This is a genomic window from Neorhizobium phenanthreniclasticum (assembly GCF_040066075.1).
Classification (GTDB): domain Bacteria; phylum Pseudomonadota; class Alphaproteobacteria; order Rhizobiales; family Rhizobiaceae; genus Neorhizobium; species Neorhizobium petrolearium.
The window spans coordinates 1-18,675 of record NZ_JBEAAL010000037.1 but is presented as its reverse complement, the minus strand read 5'-3'; the positions used below and the strand labels follow the sequence as shown (position 1 = coordinate 18,675).

21 protein-coding genes and 1 tRNA gene are annotated in these 18,675 nt (G+C 60.9%); 15 read left to right on the top strand and 7 right to left on the bottom strand.

The annotated features are described in order from the left end of the window. Entirely contained in the window at positions 1–855 is an 855-nt protein-coding gene (locus ABK249_RS30180) for a phytoene/squalene synthase family protein (protein ID WP_348864736.1), read from the top strand. A 118-nt stretch (positions 856–973) separates the two neighbouring features. Next, the gene (locus tag ABK249_RS30175) at positions 974–1,441 is read left to right on the top strand and encodes a hypothetical protein (RefSeq protein WP_348864756.1); all 468 of its coding nucleotides are present in this window, start codon (positions 974–976) and stop codon (positions 1,439–1,441) included. Here the strand turns inward: ABK249_RS30175 and trmFO are convergent. From trmFO to ABK249_RS30160, 3 genes are all read right to left on the bottom strand, one after another. After that, the gene (gene trmFO, locus ABK249_RS30170) at positions 1,419–2,828 is read right to left on the bottom strand and encodes a methylenetetrahydrofolate--tRNA-(uracil(54)-C(5))-methyltransferase (FADH(2)-oxidizing) TrmFO (protein ID WP_348864735.1); all 1,410 of its coding nucleotides are present in this window, start codon (positions 2,826–2,828) and stop codon (positions 1,419–1,421) included. The genes ABK249_RS30175 and trmFO overlap by 23 nt on opposite strands. Before the next feature lie 164 nt (positions 2,829–2,992). Beyond that, entirely contained in the window at positions 2,993–3,136 is a 144-nt protein-coding gene (locus tag ABK249_RS30165) for a DUF1127 domain-containing protein (RefSeq protein ID WP_081952840.1), read from the bottom strand. A 260-nt stretch (positions 3,137–3,396) separates the two neighbouring features. After that, positions 3,397–3,543: a DUF1127 domain-containing protein gene (locus ABK249_RS30160; protein WP_081952842.1), complete on the bottom strand. Its 147-nt coding sequence runs from the start codon at positions 3,541–3,543 to the stop codon at positions 3,397–3,399. 720 nt (positions 3,544–4,263) lie between these two features. Here ABK249_RS30160 and ABK249_RS30155 point away from each other — a divergent pair. The 7 genes from ABK249_RS30155 (at position 4,264) to ABK249_RS30125 (ending at position 11,266) form a co-directional block, all read left to right on the top strand. Then, positions 4,264–4,348, top strand: a tRNA-Leu gene (locus ABK249_RS30155). Between the two features lie 159 nt (positions 4,349–4,507). After that, positions 4,508–6,001 (top strand): trigger factor, encoded by a 1,494-nt coding sequence (gene tig, locus ABK249_RS30150; RefSeq protein ID WP_227702678.1) that lies wholly within the window; start codon positions 4,508–4,510, stop codon positions 5,999–6,001. A gap of 79 nt (positions 6,002–6,080) precedes the next feature. Further along, on the top strand, positions 6,081–7,703 hold the full coding sequence (locus tag ABK249_RS30145) for an ABC-F family ATP-binding cassette domain-containing protein (RefSeq protein WP_348864734.1): 1,623 nt from the start codon (positions 6,081–6,083) through the stop codon (positions 7,701–7,703). A gap of 932 nt (positions 7,704–8,635) precedes the next feature. Next, on the top strand, positions 8,636–10,135 hold the full coding sequence (locus ABK249_RS30140; RefSeq protein WP_348864733.1) for an FAD-dependent oxidoreductase: 1,500 nt from the start codon (positions 8,636–8,638) through the stop codon (positions 10,133–10,135). 56 nt (positions 10,136–10,191) lie between these two features. Next, positions 10,192–10,377 (top strand): hypothetical protein, encoded by a 186-nt coding sequence (locus ABK249_RS30135; RefSeq protein WP_037154776.1) that lies wholly within the window; start codon positions 10,192–10,194, stop codon positions 10,375–10,377. A 258-nt stretch (positions 10,378–10,635) separates the two neighbouring features. After that, on the top strand, positions 10,636–10,797 hold the full coding sequence (locus tag ABK249_RS30130) for a hypothetical protein (protein ID WP_200883984.1): 162 nt from the start codon (positions 10,636–10,638) through the stop codon (positions 10,795–10,797). Positions 10,798–11,056: 259 nt separating this feature from the next. Beyond that, positions 11,057–11,266 (top strand): hypothetical protein, encoded by a 210-nt coding sequence (locus tag ABK249_RS30125; RefSeq protein WP_037154781.1) that lies wholly within the window; start codon positions 11,057–11,059, stop codon positions 11,264–11,266. 78 nt (positions 11,267–11,344) lie between these two features. On the opposite strand, the gene ABK249_RS30120 is transcribed toward ABK249_RS30125, so the two are convergent. Then, entirely contained in the window at positions 11,345–11,686 is a 342-nt protein-coding gene (locus ABK249_RS30120) for a hypothetical protein (RefSeq protein ID WP_037154783.1), read from the bottom strand. 374 nt (positions 11,687–12,060) lie between these two features. Between ABK249_RS30120 and ABK249_RS30115 the strand changes: the two genes are divergently transcribed. Continuing rightward, a complete protein-coding gene (locus ABK249_RS30115) occupies positions 12,061–12,459 on the top strand; it encodes a hypothetical protein (RefSeq protein ID WP_348864732.1) in 399 nt (132 codons plus the stop codon). Between the two features lie 62 nt (positions 12,460–12,521). Here ABK249_RS30115 and ABK249_RS30110 read toward each other — a convergent pair whose 3' ends face one another. The 3 genes from ABK249_RS30110 to ABK249_RS30100 form a co-directional block, all read right to left on the bottom strand. Then, the gene (locus ABK249_RS30110; protein WP_348864731.1) at positions 12,522–13,151 is read right to left on the bottom strand and encodes a glutathione S-transferase family protein; all 630 of its coding nucleotides are present in this window, start codon (positions 13,149–13,151) and stop codon (positions 12,522–12,524) included. Between the two features lie 67 nt (positions 13,152–13,218). Then, complete coding sequence (locus ABK249_RS30105) at positions 13,219–13,662, bottom strand: GNAT family N-acetyltransferase (protein WP_348864730.1); 444 nt, start codon at positions 13,660–13,662, stop codon at positions 13,219–13,221. A 69-nt stretch (positions 13,663–13,731) separates the two neighbouring features. Then, positions 13,732–14,946 carry an NADP-dependent isocitrate dehydrogenase gene (locus tag ABK249_RS30100; protein ID WP_227702685.1) on the bottom strand — a complete coding sequence of 405 codons (1,215 nt, stop codon included), beginning with the start codon at positions 14,944–14,946 and terminating at the stop codon, positions 13,732–13,734. 227 nt (positions 14,947–15,173) lie between these two features. Between ABK249_RS30100 and ABK249_RS30095 the strand changes: the two genes are divergently transcribed. The 5 genes from ABK249_RS30095 to ABK249_RS30075 all read left to right on the top strand — a co-directional run bounded on the left by ABK249_RS30095 (position 15,174) and on the right by ABK249_RS30075 (position 18,515). Next, positions 15,174–15,704, top strand: a complete 531-nt coding sequence (locus ABK249_RS30095) for a hypothetical protein (RefSeq protein WP_037154797.1) — start codon at positions 15,174–15,176, stop codon at positions 15,702–15,704. 88 nt (positions 15,705–15,792) lie between these two features. Next, positions 15,793–16,623: an RNA methyltransferase gene (locus ABK249_RS30090; protein WP_348864729.1), complete on the top strand. Its 831-nt coding sequence runs from the start codon at positions 15,793–15,795 to the stop codon at positions 16,621–16,623. Beyond that, complete coding sequence (murI, locus tag ABK249_RS30085) at positions 16,604–17,404, top strand: glutamate racemase (protein ID WP_227702687.1); 801 nt, start codon at positions 16,604–16,606, stop codon at positions 17,402–17,404. The genes ABK249_RS30090 and murI overlap by 20 nt, the downstream gene beginning before the upstream one ends. Positions 17,405–17,773: 369 nt before the next feature. Beyond that, positions 17,774–18,010: a DUF1127 domain-containing protein gene (locus tag ABK249_RS30080; RefSeq protein WP_037154807.1), complete on the top strand. Its 237-nt coding sequence runs from the start codon at positions 17,774–17,776 to the stop codon at positions 18,008–18,010. 61 nt (positions 18,011–18,071) lie between these two features. Next, the gene (locus ABK249_RS30075) at positions 18,072–18,515 is read left to right on the top strand and encodes a GNAT family N-acetyltransferase (protein WP_037154809.1); all 444 of its coding nucleotides are present in this window, start codon (positions 18,072–18,074) and stop codon (positions 18,513–18,515) included. The last annotated feature ends 160 nt before the right edge of the window (positions 18,516–18,675 follow it).

Genomic DNA, 18,675 nt, shown 5'->3' with positions numbered 1-18,675 from the left:
ATGGCTGAAAGTCTGAAACAGGCCTCCGATCCCTGCCTCGCCATGCTCCGCGAGACGGATCGTGACCGCTATCTTGCCTGCCTCCTCTCGCCGGAAGACAAGCGCGGCGCACTGGCCGCGCTCTATGCGTTCAATGCCGAGATTGCTCGCGTGCGCGACGTGGTGCGGGAACCGCTGCCGGGCGAGATCCGCCTGCAATGGTGGCGCGACCTTCTGGAAGGCAATGCCCAGGGCGACAGTGGCGGCAATCCGGTGGCCGTCGAATTGCTCGGCGCAATCGAGAAGTACCGTCTGCCGCGCCAGACCTTTGTCGATATGATCGAAGCGCGTATCTTCGATCTCTACGACGACCCGCTGACCGACAGGCTCGCGCTTGAAGGATATGCCGGTGAGACGGCTTCGGCGCTGATCCAGCTCGCGAGCCTGATCCTCAGCCCCGACGATGCTGCCCGTTCGCCCGACGCGGCCGGCCATGCCGGTGTGGCGCAGGCGATCGCGGGCTTCCTGCTGCTGATGCCGATCCATCGCCGCCGCCGCCAGCTCTACCTGCCGCTCGATATTCTCTCGGCGACTGGACTGGACCGCGACACGTTCTTGGATGGCGAAGACAAGCCGCGTATCTCTGCTGCCATCGAGGCTTTCGCCGGGCTGGGGCTCGAACATTTGGCCAGGGCGCGAAAGGCAGGTGCCGTTCCGGCCTCCGTGTTGCCGGCTTTCTTGCCGGTGGCGCTTGCCGGACCTGTTCTGCGTCAGGCCGTGCGGGCGGGCGCGGCTGTGCTTGATACGTCCCTGCAATCTCCACAATGGCGGCGTCAGCTCCGCCTTTTGAAAGCAGCGGTCAGCCGCCGCTTCTGACGGACACCAAATTCGCACAAGCCTCGCCGGCTAAAGGAGGCATAGGCAGAGGTAGGCCCATCAAAGGAGAAGCGATGTGAGCCCCATCATCGTCTGGTCGATCATCTTCGTGCTCCTGATGGGGCTTGCCTATTACGTGACCCGCCTCGTCAGCGGGGAGCGCACCGAAGGCAATCGTCACGATACCGGTCTGGCGATCCTGGAATTCGGCCGTGCCTTTCCCAATGAAGCGATCCGTAGCCTGCATGTCACGGCGGATGGTGAGGCGCTCTTCGTGCGTCTGCACGACAACAAGGCCGGCTTCATGCGCAGCCGACGCAACCACTACGCCTGCCATCTGATCGAGCCGGGACGTGTGCGTGTCACGCCCCTTCCGGACGCCAAGGGTTTCAGCGTCGAATTCTTGGATGCGCCCACCCAGAACGGCACCTTCGTCTTCCCGACAGAGAAGGAGGCAGCCGAAGTCTCCCTCTGGCTGCTCGACAACTACGTCAGCGTCACGGATCGCGAGATCGATGAGATTGCGGAGGCGCCGGCCGAGGCGGAGGCCCCGGCCGAAGACGTCACTCCCGACCGAGCCAGCTAGTGCAGTCCCTGAGCGCGCGGGCGGAGAGCAATTGCCGCTTCACGGCCGTCTTGTCCTTGCCGCGGAAGCGCTTGACGCCTTCCGGCCTGACGATCGAACCCGGCTCCAGCTCGGGAAACAGCCCGAAATTGATATTCATCGGCTGGAAGGAGCGCCTGCCCGGTTCGTCCTCCGAAACCAGGTGCCCGCCGGTGATATGGCCGAGCAGGGAACCGAAAGCGGTTGTGACCGGTGGGGCAACAAGCGGTTCACCCTTGCGTTCGGCGGCGGCGAAACGGCCGGCGAGCAGCCCGATCGCGGCACTTTCCACATAACCTTCGCAGCCGGTGATCTGGCCCGCAAAACGCAGGCCCGGCCGGCTCTTCAGCGTCAGCGTCCTGTCGAGCAACACCGGCGAATGGATGTAAGTGTTGCGGTGCAGGCCGCCGAGACGCGCGAATTCTGCGTTCTGCAGACCGGGAATCAGGCGAAAGACGTCGACCTGCGCGCCGTATTTCAGCTTCGTCTGGAAACCGACCATATTGTAAAGCGTGCCGAGCGCATTGTCCTGGCGGAGCTGAACGACTGCATAGGGCTTGACCGTCGGATTGTGGGCATTGGTAAGGCCCATCGGCTTCATCGGCCCGTGCCTGAGGGTTTCGCGGCCGCGCTCCGCCATCACCTCGATCGGCAGGCAGCCGTCGAAATAGGGTGTGCCCTCCCATTCCTTGAAGCCGACCGTATCGGCGGCGATCAGCGCATCGACGAAAGCGTTGTACTGAGCTTCGTCCATCGGGCAATTGATGTAATCCTTGCCGGTGCCGCCGGGGCCGATCTTGTCATAGCGCGACTGATACCAGCAGATGTCCATGTCGATCGAATCGCGATGCACGATCGGCGCGATCGCGTCGAAGAAGGCGAGCTGATCCTCGCCGGTCTCGCTCTGGATCGCCGCGGCGAGGGCCGGCGAGGTGAGGGGACCGGTCGCGATGATCGCGAGATCCCATTCTCGGGGCGGCAGGCCCTGGATTTCCTCGCGCACGATGGTGATCAGCGGGTGCTTTTCGATTGCTTCGGTGACGGCTTCCGAAAAACCGTCGCGGTCGACGGCAAGTGCGCCGCCGGCCGGCACCTGGTTCCTGTCGGCCGAGGCCATGATCAGCGAACCGGCGAGCCGCATTTCCGCGTGGATGACGCCGACCGCGTTGGACGTTGCATCGTCCGACCGGAAGGAATTCGAACAGACAAGCTCGGCCAGTCCATCCGTCTTGTGGGCGTCCGTGCCGCGCACGCCGCGCATTTCGTGGAGAATGACGGGGATACCGGCCGATGCAATCTGCCAGGCGGCTTCGGAACCGGCTAGGCCGCCGCCAACGACATGAATGGGGGAGAAAGAATTCGTGTTCATGGCCGGCTCAATATCACGCCATTTGCTTGACCGGAATCAAAAATGGGCCGGAATCAAAAAGGCACCTCAGAAGGTGCCTTTGATACGTCCTTGGATGTTCTCCCGGACTTATTCCTCTCGTCGCAGCGGCTTGATACCGCGCGGGCCCGCGTGCGAGAAGCGGATTAACGGAAGGAGCGGGCCGCGATGTGGCGGATGTCGTAACGGGTCAGACCGATGTCGTTGAGCGCCTGGTTGGAAAGATTGCCAAGCTCGTTCATCGTGCGGCGGTAGCTGATCCAGTTCTTAGCGATGCGGATCGGGTTCATGGTTGTTTCCTCGAATTTCATCTTTGTCCTGACGCTCTGTCTCGGCATCAGCGATGACCGTCTTATACAACCGCATAATAAGAAAGTGCAGTGCAAAAAATATGCGACTGCCATGCAAATGTGCAGGGGGTTGATGAATTTTCCGGCTAAGCTTGAAAAGTGGGCAGGTGCTTGAGGCGTAAAATTTCGGGGCACAAACGAAAAGCGCCTCCCGGAGGAGGCGCTTTCCAAAGGTCGCTGACGCGAATATGTCGAGCGGCTTAGAAGCCGACTGCGGTCCGAGCGACGCGGCGGATGTCGGCGCGGCCGATGCCGAGGTCGCTGAGTTCACGGTCGCTCATGCGGCCGAGCTCGTTGACGGTTTCGCGGTACTTGCGCCAGCTGCTGATCTTCTGTGCGATGTTCATGGTCATGTCCTTTTCTCGGGTCCTTGCCAGCAGCCCCTTCGGCGCTGACTTCGATCTCATGACCGCTAATATATGTTGCGCCGCAAAAAGAAACAGCGCTCATTAGGTATGCCACCTATGCGTCCTGCGCATTACGAAACGATTAACCAGGCGGCTTCCTGGGTAATTCATAGGCAAGTTTGCAAGGCTCTATGCTGCGGGGCAAAAAAATAACGCCCACCGGGGGAGGAGGTCCGGTGGGCGTCATTTGTAATGACCGGCGATTTGGGAGGAGGAGGATCGCCAGTCCCATCGGGCTTACGCTGGGAGGAGGAGTGCGTGGCCCGAATTCCTGTCACGGGTTCAATCCCGAGGGCACTTCTTTCTTCCGGGCGGGTGCCAGACCGCCCGAGCCAGAGAGAGCGAAATCGGTTCCAATCAATCTCTGTATCTGCATACTATGAGACTGCGTCGTCATTGTGCAGTGCAATATTCGAATGGATGGCATGCGACTGATGCATGGCTTCCATTGCTCGCGACTCTAAGTATGCATATTCGAATTTAATAAAAAGTTATTGATCTTCCTCAAGCCGGTTTCGGCCTGCTTCCGCTGCAGGAACCCGGCTTTTCCGGAAGCGCCAAAAAAGCGTCATTTTTCCTTTGCGTGGGCTGAAACGGGTGATATAGAGACGCGCGCTCCGGAAGGCCTCTGGCCACGAGGATTTTCGACGCGGTTGGGGCGCGGGTATGGTGAAATTGGTAGACACGCCAGATTTAGGTTCTGGTGCCGCAAGGCGTGGGAGTTCAAGTCTCTCTACCCGCACCAGAACCGCCGGGAGTGCGGTCGGAGCCGCTTTCGGCTGGACGACATGCGCTCCGCAAAGCCGCGGCTGGTCTCTTTGAAGTTCCGGCGATGTGCTCACTGAAACTACGGCTGTAGACGCCAGATATTTGGGCACCGCCGCCACGATATGAAGGTTTAAAAATGCAGGTTACCGAAACGCTCGCTGAAGGGCTGAAGCGCGAAATCAAGGTCGTTATCCCGAAGCGGGATATGGAAGCGCAGCTCAACCAGCGTCTCGCCGACGCCAAGGACAAGGTCCGCATCAATGGTTTCCGTCCGGGCAAGGTTCCGGTCGGGCATCTGAAGAAGATGTACGGCAAGTCGATCATGGCCGACCTGGTCAGGGAGATCGTCAACGAACGCCCGAGCCAGATCCTCTCCGATCGCGGCGAAAAGTCCGCTACCCAGCCGTCGGTCACGATGACCGAGGATGAGGCCGAAGCCGAGAAGATCCTGAACGCTCAGACCGATTTCGAATTCACGGTCTCCTACGAGGTCATCCCGCAGATCGAGCTGAAGCCGACCAGCGGTCTCTCCGTCGTGCGTGAAGTCGTCGAAGTCACCGAAGACGAGGTCAACGAGCAGATCGAGAAGGTCGCAGAAAGCGCCCGCACCTACGAGAGCAAGAAGGGCAAGGCTGCCGAAGGCGACCGCGTCACCATGGACTATCTCGGCAAGGTCGACGGCGAAGCCTTCGACGGCGGCGCTGCCGAGGATGCCGAACTGGTTCTTGGCTCCGGCCGCTTCATCCCGGGCTTCGAAGATCAGCTGGTTGGCGTCAAGGCCGGTGACGAGAAGCAGATCACCGTGACCTTCCCGGCCGATTATCCGGCGGCAAATCTCGCCGGCAAGGAAGCGACCTTCGACATTACCGTCAAGGACGTTGCAGCCCCGGCCGCCATCGAGATCAACGATGAGCTCGCCACGAAGCTCGGCATCGAATCCGTCGATCGCCTGAAGGAGATCGTCCGCGGTCAGATCGAAAGCCAGTATGGCAGCGTCACCCGCCAGAAGGTGAAGCGCCAGATTCTCGACCAGCTCGACGAGATGTATCAGTTCGACACCCCGCAGAGCCTGGTCGATGCGGAATTCGAAAACATCTGGCGCCAGATCAACACCGATCTCTCGCAGTCCGGCAAGACCTTCGAGGACGAAGGCACGACCGAGGAAGACGCCCGCGCCGAATACCGCAAGCTCGCCGAACGCCGCGTTCGTCTCGGCCTCGTTCTCTCCGAGATCGGCGAAAAGGCCGGCGTCGAGGTGACCGAGGAGGAAATGCAGCGCGCCCTTTATGCTCAGCTCCAGCAGTTCCCGGGCCAGCAGAAGGAAATCCTCGACTTCTTCCGCAAGACGCCGGGTGCTTCCGCCTCGCTGCGTGCGCCGATCTTCGAAGAAAAGGTCGTCGACAAGCTGCTCTCCGAAATCAACGTCACTGACAAGACGGTGACCAAGGAAGAACTGCTCGCCGAAGACGAGGAAGGCGAAACCGCCGCGAAGCCGGCCAAGAAGAAGGCCGCTCCGAAGAAGGCTGCCGCCAAGGCCGAGGCTGCTGATGCGGCCGAAGGCGAGGAAGCTGCCGCTCCGAAGAAGAAGGCTGCGCCGAAGAAGAAGGCCGCTGAAGACAGCGCCGAATAAATTTCGCAGACAAGAGATAGAAAAGCCGGGTCGGAGACGATCCGGCTTTTTTGTTGCCATGAACGATTGAAGTCCTCCCATGATCCGCATCGAAAACATCAGCAAGTCGAACAGCCACCGCATTCTCTATATCGAAGCCTCCGCGGCGCTGAACCGTGGCGAAAAGATCGGCCTCGTCGGCCCGAACGGCGCCGGCAAGACGACGCTTTTCCGGATGATCACCGGGCAGGAGCTGCCGGATGAAGGGCAGATCGCGACGGAGAAGAACATCACCATCGGTTACTTCAGTCAGGACGTCGGCGAGATGGCGGGCGTGAGCGCGGTAACCGAGGTGATGGAAGGCGCCGGCCCCGTGAGTGTCGTCGCCGCCGAGTTGCGCGAACTCGAGTCAGCCATGGTCGATCCGGATCGCATGGACGAGATGGAGACCGTCATCGAGCGTTACGGCGAGGTGCAGGCGCGTTACGAGGAACTCGACGGCTACGGGCTGGAAGGCCGCGCCCGCGAGGTGCTGGCGGGGTTGAGCTTCACGGAGGAGATGATGGACGGTGACGTCGGCAAGCTTTCGGGCGGATGGAAGATGCGCGTGGCGCTCGCCCGCATTCTGCTGATGCGCCCCGACGTGATGCTGCTGGACGAACCGTCGAACCATCTCGATCTCGAAAGCCTGATCTGGCTCGAAGATTTCCTGAAGGGTTATGATGGTGCGCTGCTGATGACATCGCACGACCGCGAGTTCATGAACCGCATCGTCAACAAGATCATCGAAATCGATGCGGGGTCGCTCACCAGCTATTCCGGCGACTACGGCTTTTACGAGCAGCAGCGGGCCCAGAACGAAAAGCAGCAGCAGGCGCAGTTCGAGCGCCAGCAGGCGATGCTTGCCAAGGAGATCAAGTTCATCGAGCGCTTCAAGGCTCGCGCCAGTCACGCCGCGCAGGTGCAGAGCCGGGTGAAGAAGCTCGACAAGATCGAGCGCGTTGAACCGCCCAGGCGTCGACAGTCGGTCGCCTTCGAATTCCAGCCGGCACCGCGCTCCGGCGAGGACGTGGTGAACCTCAAGAACGTTCACAAGGCTTACGGCAGTCGTTCGATCTACGAGGGGCTGGACTTCATGGTCCGCCGTAAGGAACGCTGGTGCATCATGGGCATCAACGGCGCCGGCAAGTCGACGCTTTTGAAGCTGGTGGCCGGCGCCACCGAACCGGACACGGGCAGCGTGACGGTGGGCGCCAGCGTCAAGATGGGCTATTTCGCCCAGCATGCCATGGACCTGCTCGATGGGGATCTCACGGTTTTCGAATGGCTGGAAGCCGAGTTTCCGCGCGCGGGCCAGGGGGCTTTGCGCACGCTCGCCGGCTGTTTCGGTTTTTCCGGCGACGACGTGGAGAAGAAGTGCCGGGTTCTCTCCGGCGGCGAGAAGGCACGCCTGGTGATGGCTGCGATGCTCTTCGATCCGCCCAATTTCCTGGTCCTCGACGAGCCGACCAACCATCTGGACCTCGACACCAAGGAAATGCTGATCAGGGCGCTGTCGGGATACGAGGGGACGATGCTGTTCGTCAGCCACGACCGGCATTTTCTCGCCGAACTTTCCAATCGCGTGCTCGAACTGACGCCCGACGGCATCCACCGTTATGACGGCGGGTATACCGAATATGTGGAACGGACGGGTTATGAGGCTCCGGGGTTGCGGAGTTGATCGGCGGTTTGCTGAGGTGAGGGCGTGCCGCGTCCGCCCCCCTTCGGGCCTGCCGAACACAGGGAAGAGATAGGGTGCCTCGCCGAGGCTTTTCCAACATTTTCGCCCACGCGCAGCTTCCTGCCGTGGTTTTCAAAGAGCAATCCGGAGAAGCGCACGCGAATGCGGAACCTCGGATTACAGTAATAAAAGTGGCTCCACATTCGCGTGGCCTTCGGCGTTCTCTCGGGGCTTCCGGCCCCTACAGGTGATCATCTCGCCTCGCTGCGTGGTCTTGTTCACGCCCGTCTTTTCGGGACAGGCTCACCACTTGCACGGCTCAACCGAACCTGACCCGGCGGCCAGGGGGAGGCTTGATAGGAGCAACCGCCTTTCGGCACGCGCTCCATGGCTTTCACCTCTTCCACCTTTCCCGCACGTTACGGTTCGGATGGAAGCGCCGGCTCCCGCCTGCCCGCGAACGTCTCGCGAAACACTCCGGCGACGGAAGCGGAGAGATTGTAGGCATGGGTTGGAGGGGCGGGGAAAATCGGAGGCTATTTTTTCTGCCGATTTCCGCCAAGGCTTTGATTTGCCTCACCTCACCCCCCTCTGGCCTGCCGGCCATCTCCCCCTCAAGGGGGGAGATCACAAGCGGCATGACCTTCCCGTCTCATTACCTCCCGCCAGCCAGCATGGTCGCTTGTTTTGGGGAAGCTGATGCGCCCAGCCGATCTCCCCCCTTGAGGGGGAGATGGCCGGCAGGCCAGAGGGGGGTGAGGTTGGTGCACAAGTTAGCTTGGGTCTAGAACGATGGGCGGCACTTCTTCATCTATCGTGAATCGAGAAAGCTCTATCGGCATATTGGTGTCTTTTCGAGGCTGCCTTTCCCTGGCTAAATTTCGCTTCGGCTCGCTCGGGAGCGGCGGCCGGCGGAGATGAGGGAGAATGCCATGGATGATCGGAACGTATCGGTGAAGGAGATACGCCAGAGCGAAAACCGCTTCCTGAGCTCCGATATCTTTGAATCGGGGCAGTATGTTTTCCCCCGTCGCAACGGCGAGGGCGTTCTGCGGGAAGAGGCGCGCGACATCCCCCTCTATCATCGCTGTGATGTGTTGGTCGTAGGCGGCGGACCATCCGGAACCGCGGCCGCGCTTGCCGCGGCCAGAACCGGGGCGGAGGTCGTGGTCCTGGAGCGCTACAATCATCTCGGCGGGCTTTCCACGGGCGGCGTCGTGATCTGGATCGACCGGATGACCGATTGGGAAGGGCGGCAGGTCATTCGCGGATTTGCCGAGGAGGCGATCGGCCGGCTTCCTCCTGAGGCCGTGGCCGGCCCGGACAGGGCGCTTTGGGGCGTGCGGGACCCTGATCTTGCAAAACATTGGCGGCTCCGAACATCCGCCTTTCACGGCATCGTCACCTGGGCTCCGACCATTGATCCCGAGAGACTGAAGCTGACCTCACAGGAAATGCTGATCGAGGCGGGGGTGCGGATTGTCTTCCATTCCTGGGCAGCGATGCCGGTCGTGCAGGATGGCGCCGTTGAGGGCGTGATCTTCGAAAGCAAGGAGGGTCGCCAGGCGATCATGGCCAAGGTCGTGGTGGACTGTACCGGTGACGGCGACATCTTTGCCCGCGCGGGAGCAAGCTTCGAGGCCGACATCGAGGAAGGCGACGTCCATCACTCGATGAATACGGGCTTCATGCTGGGCGGCGTGGACATGGAGACATGGCTGACTTTCCGCGGAACGGAAGAGCAGGCATTCGCGGATTTCAACACGTTGGGACGCGAGCAGCTCGGGTTCTTTCAGACGCCCTACGTTTCCTGGCGCAACGACATCGCGCTTTTCCTGGGCCCCCGGCAATCGGGCCTCTCGGCGCTCAACGTGGACGACATGACCGAGGTCGAAATCCGCTCGCATCGGTTCATGCAGTCGCATTGCGAATTCTTCCGGAAGCATGCGCCGGGTTTCAAGGACGCCTACATGCTCTTGAGCGCGCCGCAACTCGGCGTCCGGCACACGAGGCGTCTGGCGGGTGTCGGGCGGATCGAGCGCAGCCAGTGGGGGAGCGGCGCGATCCAACCCGACGAGGTGGGCGTCAGCCCCTCGGTTTCGCCGAAGTTTCCGGTCCTTTCCGTGCCTTACGGAGCTCTTGTGCCTCTGAGGCTGAACGGATTGCTGGCCGCCGGGCGTCACATCTCCTGCGATGCGAACAGTCATGGTTTCATGCGGGAAATTCCCCAATGCTGGCTGACGGGGCAGGCGGCAGGAGCGGCGGCCGGCATTGCGGCCAACCGCGGTGTGACGCCGCGGGATGTCGAGATTGCGGAGTTGCAGTCGACCCTGCGCGCTCAAGGCGCTTTTGTCCGCGATGCAGCCGATTGCCATTCCTCAGAAGACAGAAATAGAGATAAAGATAGATCCTTGCCGGTGCAGAGCGATTGAACGGCTCGCACCACGAATGGGGCATTACGGGAAACCCTGCCCCTTGGGAGGATGAGATGAACAATCAGGGCCTATGGCTAAAAGTCACGCGGTCCGACGGCGTGAACCTTTTGGTCAATTTTGATCAGGTGGTTGCAATCCTACCGCACGAGGATGGTCAGTTTACCAAACTGGTGACTGCAGCAGGCGATATCCCGATCAAGGAGAATATCGACTACATTCAGGCGCATATCTCGATCTGACGGTCGCCATTGCAGCGCTTGTGTCGCGACCGTTTCTGATTCTGCGCCGGCTTCGGACGTTGCTCACGACCGATAGCCGGCCCATGCTGCCGCTGACATCAGCCAAGCGGGGGAGGAGATGAGCATCGAAACAGCGGAATACCGGCGGCGAATCCGAAGAGGAGCTGCCGTTACCTCCAAAAAGCCGCTCATCAGTCCACACTCTCGCCACAGTCGGCCATGATTGTTCCACCGATCGTTTCGTGAGGGGAGGAACCCATGAGCAGAAACGCCATCATCGGCATCATCGTGGTCATCGTCGTCATCCTGCTGGCCCTTTTCCTGTGGCCGAGCTCCACCACGCCGCCTGCGGGGACCGGGACGGGGACGGAGACAGCCCCAACCACGCCTGCGCCGACGACGCCTGCTCCCTCAAACTGAGCGGCTTTCTGTAAATCGGATAATACAGCCGGGGCCATGCTTGCCGCGCCGGTTCCAGCCGGTGCTTTTGAGCAAGAGCACCGGTTCCTGCGGTTGCTTGCAGCACGCCGGCGCCTGCATCCGGCTTGGTTGACGCGCTCAAGCGCGAACCCCTTCGGCCGCCGGGGCAGGCGGCTGTCTGGCGTCCCGGCGAAATCCGGTGGCGGAACTTTTGCCGGCATTTCCGGTTATCTGCTCCAAGACATGCCGGAGCAGAAACATGCCCGCTCTGATCAGTTACATCCTCATTCGAGTGTCGATCGGCTTCGCGCTGGGCGCTGCCACCGCAGTCGCCGTACTGACGCAGTCGCTATCCGGTTCGATCCTTTCCATCGGGCTCCTGGAGATATGGCTGACGATCTACGGCTTCGGCTCGGTTTTCGGGCTCGGCTATCTTGCGACATCTCTGGCGTTCGATGCCGAAGAATAGTGCCGACAGAAGAGAGCTTTTCCGACAACAAAAACCCCGCACGAGGCGGGGTTGTGAGCAGCTCGAAGCGGACGCTTGTCACCTGGCAGTGATGGTATAGGAGCCCATCTCACAAAGGTCCTGCGCGTCTTCGAGGTCTTCGAAATCGGAGTCCTCGGTGAATTCGAAACGCATGTCGTATTTGCAGACCGCGCGGCCATCGGCGATAGTGATCTCGATGCTCTCGCCCGGGCCGAGTACATCATCGCCAAAAACATCCTCTTCCCACTCGTCGATGCCGACTGGCGATGTATAGAAGCGCTCGAGCGTCCCTTTCGTCTTGTTCGTCAGCGTGAAGACGAGGTCCTCGGCCTGCGAAGCACTGGCCGATATGAAGATAGCTGCGAGAGCGCCCGCAGTGGCATAGATAAACTTTGTCACGGATAAATCCCCTCAGCCCGGAATCGGGCGAGGTCTTCCTAACATAATCTATTCAGGCGGCAATGCGTGGCCGGATTAATCATGAATCTTAAATGTGTATTCGCGGATTACCTGCGTTTAAAGGCAGACCGGCCGCGAAGCAGCGCCAGCGGTAGTAATCGGCGTGTTGTTTTGTCGGCCACGCGAGGTCCGCTTCCCGAAAAGCATTCGCCATATTGGCAGAAGATCCGGCGCGCTTCCCGGAATGGAGCCTTCTATACCGCTTGTGCAGCAATCTGGCGGCCGGGAGGGTGGGATGGAACTTTGTTATGCTCCCGTTCATTTTGCCGACACTAAATTGGAACTCGGTTTTGAGCCCAGCTTGGGAGGAACACATGAAAGCGAAACAATTGACTTTGCTGGCGGGCATGTCCGTCCTGCTTGTAGGTTTGGGCGTCCTGCCCGGACCGGCAGTCGCCCAGGTCGTGCAATTCGACTTCGGCGATGGCGACGTCCGCATCATCAGACCGGACGACGACAGGCGATATTACCGCCGTGATGAGTGGCGCGACAACCGGCGGTACGAGCGCAGATATGGCGAATATGGTCGGCCAGGCTGCAGCCCCCGTCAGGCTTTGGCCGCGGCTTCGAGATATCTGGACGATCCGCGTATCAGGTCGGTGCACCGCCGATATTATGAAATCGACGGGTACGGCAAGAGGGGCGGTAATCGTGGCCGTCCTGACGGCGTCCGTATCTCTACCGCCCCTGATTGCGAGCGCTCCAGGCCTTAGAAAGGTGCCAAGGCAGCCCTTGCTTGTCGGAGATCCGATTGAAATCGGGTATTCCGGCAGTATCACCCTGCATTTTGCAGTTCGGCCGCCGCGGCATTGTCTTTTTCATTGGCGCGCCGGCAAGCTTCTCTCGAAGCGAGCCGCCCGAAATACTCCTCGAAGGCCGGACGTTTTTCGATCGTACCGAACTGCAGGCCCCATCCGATCTGGGCACCGACATACACGTCGGCGGCGCTGAACACATCTCCAGCGATATAGGGGTTCGCCTGCACTGCCTTTTCGAGCGTGTCCATCACGTCGGCATAGCTGCCATAACCGATCATGCGCTCGCGTTCGGGCGGCACCTCGAAGCCGAGCGCCCTGTTGCTGACGGCTGCTTCCAGCGGGCCTGCCCCGAAGAAGAGCCAGCGGTAATAATCGGCGCGCCGGTCGGTCGGGGGCGCAAGGCCCGCTTCGGGAAAGGCATCGGCGAGATAGGGGCAGATTGCGGCACATTCTGTCACGACCTTGCCGTTGTGAACGATCGTCGGCACCTTGCCCATCGGGTTGACGGTCTTGTAGGCGTCGCCCTTCATCGTCGTGCCGAATTGAAGGATCTCGGTGCGGTAGGGAGCGCCGACTTCCTCCAGCATCCAGCGGGCGATGCGGCCGCGCGACATCGGGTTGGTGTAAAGTATCAGCTCATCCGTCATGACGTCCTCCTCTTGCTCTTTCCCTCAGTGCTAAAATCCGGATGTTGCGGAATCAAGACAGATGCGCTCACAGCGGCTTGCGATACTGGATGAAACCGGAATTCTGCGCGACGCGGTCGTAAAGCCTGCGGGCGGTGGCGTTGCTCTCATGGGTCAGCCAGTAAAGCCGGCCGGCCTTGTTCTGCCGCGCCAGCTCGGCAGCAGCGTCGATCAGCGCTTCGCCGGTGCCTTTGCCGCGCTCGCTCATCGCAACATAGAGGTCCTGCAGATAACACGTCCAGTCCGGCAGCCAGCAGGAGCGGTGGAAGATCACGTGCGCGATGCCGACCATTTTTCCGCTCTCGTCGAAGGCGCCGAAACCATGCATCGGCTCGGCGGGGTCAAGCAGCCGGCTCCAGGTGAGGTCGTATTGTTGCTTCGGCAGCACGGTTTCGTAGAAGCGAAGGTAAGCCTCCCAGAGCGGCTCCCATTGGGCGCGGTCGGAGGGTTCAAGCGGGCGGACGGTTGTCATGGCTGATTCCCCAAAAGAAAACGGCAGAACTTGCGTCCTGCCGTTCGATGTCTAGCCGATTTTTTGGGCTTACGCAGCCATGGCTTTCTGGAGGTTCTCGTCGATCTTGTCGAGGAAGGCGGTGGTGGAGAGCCACGGCTGGTCCGGCCCGATGAGGAGCGCGAGATCCTTGGTCATGAAGCCCGACTCGACGGTTGCGACGCAGACTTCTTCGAGCGTCTGGGCGAACCTGGCGAGTTCGGCATTGTCGTCCAGCTTGGCGCGGTGTGCGAGGCCGCGGGTCCAGGCGAAGATCGAGGCGATCGAGTTCGTCGAGGTTTCCTGGCCCTTCTGGTGCTGGCGGTAGTGGCGGGTGACCGTGCCGTGGGCGGCTTCGGCTTCGACCGTCTTGCCGTCCGGGGTGAGCAGCACCGAGGTCATCAGGCCAAGCGAGCCGAAGCCCTGCGCGACCGTGTCGGACTGGACGTCGCCGTCATAGTTCTTGCAGGCCCAGACATAGCCGCCGGACCACTTGAGCGCCGAGGCGACCATGTCATCGATCAGGCGGTGCTCGTAGGTGATGCCGACCTTGTCGAACTCAGCCTTGAACTCGGTCTGGTAGACTTCTTCGAAAATATCCTTGAAGCGGCCGTCATAGGCTTTCAGGATGGTGTTCTTTGTGGAGAGATAGACCGGCCACTTGCGCATCAGGCCGTACATCATAGAGGCGCGGGCGAATTCGCGGATCGATTCGTCGAGGTTGTACATGGCCATGGCCACGCCGGCACCCGGCGCGTTGAAGACTTCCTTCTCGATGACCTGGCCGTCCTCGCCGACGAACTTGATGGTCAGCTTGCCCTTGCCGGGGAACTTGAAGTCGGTGGCGCGATACTGGTCGCCGAAGGCGTGGCGGCCGACGACGATCGGCTTGGTCCAGCCCGGAACGAGGCGCGGCACGTTCTTGCAGATGATCGGCTCGCGGAAGATGACGCCGCCGAGAATGTTGCGGATCGTGCCGTTCGGGCTCTTCCACATTTCCTTGAGGTTGAATTCCTTCACGCGGGCTTCGTCGGGCGTGATCGTGGCGCACTTGATGCCGACGCCGTGCTTCTTGATGGCGTTGGCGGCGTCGATCGTGACCTGGTCGTTGGTAGCGTCGCGGTTCTCAACCGAGAGGTCGTAATATTCGATGTCGAGATCGAGATAGGGCAGGATCAGCTTGTCCTTGATGAGCTGCCAGATGATGCGGGTCATCTCGTCGCCGTCGAGATCGACGACAGGGTTTGCTACCTTGATCTTTTGCATGGAATTCCTCTTGAGACTAAGGGGGACCGTTGATCCCGACGGGTGGACACCAGTGGGGTGCGCTATAGCATCGCCGGGCCGGAACGCAAAGGCATTCGGCTCGCCGCGCGCGGCTTTTCGCGCGAGAAATCGCCGTGTCTTCGCGTTCGCGAAGGATTGCCCTTGCCAAACCACAAACCCGGTTTAATGTCCGCCCGAATCCCTCTCGAACAAATCGGATCATCGCCATGCGGACCTTGCCGCTCGCCATCGTCTTTTCGCTGACCTCCACCTTCGCCATGGCGACCGACGCCGCCGATCCGATCAAGGAGGTGATGAAGGTCACCGAGGACAACTGGAACACCGTCGACAGCGAATGGAAATACATCTTCGATCCGGACCCGCTGGCGCGGCTGTTCAGCAGGAAATTTCAGGGCGCCTATGCGGAAGCCGCCAAGCATCCGGCCTATGAGACCGAGAACAACCAGCCGGGCGATCCCTTCGGCTACGACGTCATCACCAGTTCGCAGGACGGCTGTCCGCTCAAGGATATCACCATGAACTCCGCGCCGGGCGCCAACGGATCAACGGACGTGACGGTCACCTTCAAGATGTGGACCTGTGTCGACGAACCGGAGGTGAAGGACAGCGTCAGCGAAGTGCATTTCGACGTGGTCGAGGAGGATGGCAAGCCGGTCATCGACGATATCCATCGCGTCGCTGACGGCGAGCGGGATTCTCTCATCGAGGAAATGCAGTCGATCGCCAAGGGCGAATGAGGCTTCGACAGCGGCTAACAGCTTTCAACCCCTTGCCGATCCGGGCTGCGCTGGTTATTTCCGCGCGGACAATCATCGGAAAGGGACCATGTCAGGCACGAACAGCGAGCGCGAACTGATTGCCGAGGGGCCGGCGGTTGTCCTGGTGGAGCCACAGCTTGGCGAAAATATCGGCATGGTGGCGCGCGCCATGGCCAATTTCGGGCTCGCCGAACTGCGCCTTGTCAACCCGCGCGACGGCTGGCCGAACGAGAAGGCCCGTTCCGCCGCATCGAAGGCCGACCATGTCATCGACGGAACCAAGGTCTATGAGACGCTTGAGGAGGCGATCGGCGACCTGAATTTCGTCTATGCCACGACCGCGCGGGAGCGCTACGGCTTCAAGCCGGTACGCTCGCCGGTGGTCGCGGCCGAGACATTGCGGGCGAAATTCCGGGCCGGCGAAAAGACCGGCATCCTTTTCGGCCGCGAGCGCTGGGGCCTTACCAACGAGGAGGTGGCGCTGGCCGACGAGATCGTCACCTTTCCGGTCAATCCAGCCTTTGCGTCGCTCAACATCGCGCAGGCCGTGCTGCTGATGTCCTATGAGTGGATGAAGTCGGGCATGGAGGACCTGTCCGAAACTCTCTTCCAGCCGGTCGAACAGCGGCCTTCCACAAAGGAACAGATCTTCGGCCTGTTCGAACATCTGGAAGAGGCGCTCGACGCCCGCAACTATTTTCATCCGCCCGCGAAAAAGCCCAAAATGATCGACAATCTCCGCGCCGTCATCTCGCGGCGGGATTTCACGGAACAGGAGATCAGCGTGTTCCGGGGCGTCATCAATTCGCTCGACCGCTTTCCGCGCAGATGGCCGAAACAGCAGACGAAGGCCGACGCGCCGGGGGAGCAGACGGGGAATGACGGGGACGCGGAATGAATTGAAGCCGGTGCTGATGTTCGATTCGGGCATCGGCGGGCTGACCGTGCTGCGTGAGGCGCGTGTGCTGATGCCGGAGCGCGGCTTCATCTACGTGGCCGACGATGCGGGCTTTCCCTATGGGGGCTGGGAGGAGCCGGCGCTGAAGGAGCGCATTCTCACCCTCTTCGAAAAGCTCCTGAAGGACTATGATCCCGAAGTCTGCGTCATCGCCTGCAACACGGCGTTTACGCTGGCCGGCGCGGACCTTCGCGAAAAATTCCCGGACATGACGTTCGTCGGCACGGTGCCGGCGATCAAGCCGGCGGCGGAACGTACCCGTTCCGGGCTTGTCTCGGTGCTCGCCACGCCGGGTACGGTCAAGCGCGCCTATACGCGCGACCTCATCCAGTCCTTCGCGACGCAATGCCACGTCCGGCTCGTGGGTTCTGAAAACCTGGCCCGCATGGCGGAAGCCTATATCCGCGGCGAGACGATCTCCGACGAAGCGGTGATGGCGGAAATCGCTCCCTGCTTCATCGAAAAGGACGGCAGGAAGACCGATATCGTCGTGCTCGCCTGCACCCACTATCCCTTCATGGCCAATGTCTTCCGGCGGCTGGCTCCCTGGCCGGTCGACTGGCTCGATCCGGCAGAGGCGATCGCAAGACAGGCGCGACGGAAAGTACCGCTCATTGATGGCGCCGAGCATCCGGACAATTCCGACTTCGCCGTCTTCACTTCCGGCAATCCGGATTTCGCGACCCGGCGGCTGATGCAGGGGTTCGGCTTGCGGGCGTAAACGTGCCCGGTTGGTGTTGCTTTCTCGCAACAAATTTGCGAGATTTTTGCAATTCGCGATTGTATGCTTGCCGAGCGCCGGCGCTCGTGTATCATGGACGCCATCCGCAATTCGAACTAGGAGGCGTGCAATGAAATCGATTACCGTGTTTGTACGCCTGTTCGGCGGAGCGACCCTCGCGGGGTCGAGCCTTGGCGTGTCCATGCCGGCCGGAATCTGCTTCCGGGCCTGATAATACGCCCGTAATCCGCCTTTCGGCGTTTCCCAAATGAACTGACGTGACCGGCCGACGGGGTTTCCGCGTCTGCCCGACTGCGTCTTTCCCTTCGAGAGGACCTGGCTGCGTGACTGCGCCGGGACGGAAAACCTATGTATAAATCACAATCTTTAGTTGCTGATGCGCTGTCGGCGACGGTCGATGAACTGTACCGGGAACATGGCGTCTGGAAGACGGCGCATGCGCTGGTGATGGCCGCCTGGAGGCGTCGCCGGATGAAGAATCATATCTCCGATCTGTCGAACCGCATGCGCCGCGATATCGGCGTGCCTGAAAGCGAAGACGCGCCCGGGGAAGCCAGGCGTTCCTTCTGGGATGTCCGGCTTTGAGAGAAACTGTCGTTCAGCTTCGGCGGTGTGCCCGCCGAAGCTGCTTTCGGCTGGAGGTACAATGACGCTAATCATTCGCAAGCTCACCCTTGCCGACATGCCGGCCGCCGCGCGTGTGCATCGTGCCGCCTTCGACGAGCGGCTGCCCTGGCTCGCCGGCCTGCATACGCCCGAGGAAGATCGCGACTATTGGACTGGCCATCTTCTTCCGGCCTGCGAAATATGGGGCGCCGAGCGGGACGGAACCTTGCTCGGCGTCAACGCTTTTCGCGAGGATTGGATCGACCAGCTTTATATTCTGCCGGAAGCGCAGGGGCAGGGGATCGGCTCGGCGCTTCTGGAGATCGCCAAGGGAGCCTGTCCCGAGCTTTTCCTCTGGACTTTTCAGCGCAACACGCTTGCCCGCCGCTTCTATGAGCGGCACGGCTTTGTGGCCGTGAAGGAAACCGACGGTGCGGCGAACGAGGAGAAGGAGCCGGACGTGCTCTATCGGTGGGTACGCTAGAAGGCTTGTATCGCGTTAAGATACACGATACATTGAGACCCCATGTCCTTGGCCGACAGGGTGGCTCGTCTCGCATTATGTTCAGAACGAGGGTTAGCTGCAGAGCCAGAGCCTCAAACATAGGAGACGAGCCGTGGTCGATGATATCGCACTTTACGTT